A 949-nucleotide genomic window follows, 5' to 3' on the forward strand; every position below is an offset into this window, starting at 1 on the left:
GGGCGCTCTTGTTGGGCGATACTTAGGGTGACAGCAAGCGACGATGAGCTAAAACTCTTAACGTTGAACGTGTTGTTCTTACCGAGGGTAGTGGGCACACCAGTCTCCGGGTGGGTAACGCCAGCCCCGGCCCGTAACGCTATGTTAAGGTTTGACCCAGAGCCAATCCCAAATAGCGTAAGGTCGAACGTCGAGTTCCAACAGCCGAGTACCAGCGCGTTATTTGCCATGCCGGATACAATGCAGCCAGAAAGGTCCCGTAGTTCAAGGAGATTGTCCGGGGTGACGATGTTGGAGAACACCGACTTAGCGCAGCCCTGTAGGAACACTTGGGCACCGGACAGGTTACTAACAGAACAGCCTCTCAGACCAAACAGCCACAACGCACGTGTTACAGCCGACCTAGGTGTCTCAGTGACAATCCCATTGATGGACATGCCGTCGTTCCAGCACCAGTACGGAGAGTAATAGGCGTCAACGTAGAACCCGTAGTCACCTTGAGAACCAGTGGATGTAGAGTTGTGAGGTGAACAGTTGTTAATGATTAGGCCGGGACAGCTCATCAGCTTTAACGCTGAGTTATCCGTTGTGGACACTGACCCAGAGGCCCTTACGTTGTACAGGAAGCCACGACCGAAGCAGAACGTGAAGTTCACCGAGGAAGGCTCACCGACGCCACGAGAGGTTATCTCCCCAACGTCGATGCTGTAGCACAGGCCGACAATTAAGCGGTCCACATCTACACTGTTAACCTTGGGCGTGTCGACACCGCGTACTTCTAAACGCTTCAATCGACCTCCCCCGGTTACCGAAGAGCCTTTGACCAGCCCTGTCTTTACAATCCAAGGGTTCACATGGGTATACCTAAGGCGCGTCTCAACTGTTATACCTGAGGAATCTATACTTGATACCTTAAGCATCTCGAAGTATTCCTTGTTTCCGTGGACCC

Annotated in this window: 1 protein-coding gene; it reads right to left on the bottom strand. The window is 52.7% G+C overall.

Going from position 1 to position 949, the window contains the following annotated elements:
• A partial coding sequence (locus HHU12_RS35190; RefSeq protein WP_205960085.1) for a hypothetical protein occupies window positions 1–949 on the bottom strand: 949 nt, incomplete at both ends.

The sequence above is a fragment of the Flammeovirga aprica JL-4 genome, assembly GCF_012844305.1.
In the GTDB taxonomy this organism is placed as follows: domain Bacteria; phylum Bacteroidota; class Bacteroidia; order Cytophagales; family Flammeovirgaceae; genus Flammeovirga; species Flammeovirga aprica.